The sequence below is a fragment of the Acinetobacter sp. YH16031 genome, from assembly GCF_013417335.1.
Classification (GTDB): Bacteria; Pseudomonadota; Gammaproteobacteria; order Pseudomonadales; family Moraxellaceae; genus Acinetobacter.
In genome coordinates this window covers 1-1,564 of the sequence record NZ_VPED01000149.1, presented here as the reverse complement: position 1 = coordinate 1,564, position 1,564 = coordinate 1, and the positions used below count along the sequence as shown (strand labels likewise).

The 1,564-nt window shown below is 33.6% G+C and carries 2 protein-coding genes; both read right to left on the bottom strand.

Translation table 11 applies throughout. From position 1 onward, the window contains the following. Nucleotides 1–253: plasmid replication DNA-binding protein (locus FTV31_RS16740; RefSeq protein WP_373686998.1), on the bottom strand; the 253-nt coding region annotated here is incomplete at its 3' end. Nucleotides 254–358: 105 nt separating this feature from the next. Continuing rightward, nucleotides 359–1,366, bottom strand: coding sequence for a replication initiation protein (locus FTV31_RS16735; protein WP_004967300.1), 1,008 nt, complete (start codon nt 1,364–1,366; stop codon nt 359–361). Nucleotides 1,367–1,564: the final 198 nt, after the last annotated feature.

Genomic DNA, 1,564 nt, shown 5'->3' with positions numbered 1-1,564 from the left:
AAGAAATTTGATCTTTTAATACATTTTCAATTTCAGACTGAACGTGTACCTGTACATCCTTCTGGACTTGTTCAGTACGTGTACTGGACTGAACACTGACTGGATTGCCATAAACTCTGATAAGTTCCGATAAGTCTATAAGTCCATCATGATCTCTTGATAATTCACCACTTTTTATAGATTCATAGATTGTTGTTCTTGATTTTTTAAAAGCTTTACTTGCGTCCATTATGCTAAATTTTGTTTTGTTCAATGTAATCCCTCAGCGCGTGTTTAAGCATGTTCATCTGAACATCTTAGCTGAACATATATCTTATTTTGAATTAAATCGTACTTTTCTAGGTATAGCAGCAATTTTTCAAACTTTTTGTTCAATAGTAAAGTCGATATTGAATTCTGCTAGTTTTTCAATCCATCTATTACCTTCGTTATTTTTAAAATCAATTTTTATTCTTTCTACTAATTCGTCTGTAGTCTCACCAGATTCTTTGAATCTCAAGCTCAATTCTTCACTTTGAATTATCGTTAAATAAACCATTTTTGCAGTTATTTTATTTTGCTCTTGGTTACTACCAGTTTCACTTTGTTGATTAGCTCCAATAGTTTTCTTTTTTCTAACTATAAAATTAACATGACTAGCTTTGCGTCCTTCTTTCTTGACTGCTTTAAACTCAATAGTAAGTTCTGTTTTAGAGTTAATGTCATCAATGTGGGGTTTAAGAATAGTACTTTTGAAATCTCTATATTCTGGGTATGAATTTTCTGCCAGACCTAAAGCACTTTTTAATTCTTTGATGGATACATCGAAATTAGACCGAAATTCATTTTGTACCAAGAATGGGTAAAGTTTTAAACCGTGACCATGTAAGGCAACAGCCGATTTAACTTTAAATTTTGTATACGAATTTTGTTTATTAAAAACATACATAATGTATAGGGCAAAATGCGTGAAAGAAATATAAAAACATCCATCCTTGTATGAGCATGTACTAATGAGTCTTGTTCGAATATCTCGATCTTTTCCAGGATGATAAAAAACTACACTGTGGTCGTAGAGAGCATCTACTACTCGGTTTAAGGCTACATAAGCACTGCTTGGCTTTAAGCCCGTCAATTCAGCATATTCTTTAGCTGTTACAGTGAATTCTGTTGTTTCATTGGGATCTGATGCTAGCCGAACTTTAGGGCTAAAAAAGAATAGCAATTTTAGAATATCGTCTTTTGGTGATTTCTCATGCTTCAATTGCCAGAAAATATTTTGAAAGACAGCATAGTCTTTTGGATAACGTTTGGCAGGTGCTGAAAGAGGAAAAAGAGATTTGTCATGTTCCTCAAAATTTTTAATTTTCTTTAATGATACAGCCATCTAAAATCACTATTCTTCTATTATGTGGTGGTATTTTCAATGCTACTTACCCCCACTTATTAAGTCAAGCATATCTTGATTACCACCTAACATTTCGCCCCCACTAACCTAACATTTCGCCCCCACTAACCTAACATTTCGCCCCCACTAACCTAACATTTCGCCCCCACTTAAAGTCAAAAACCTAACATTTCGCCC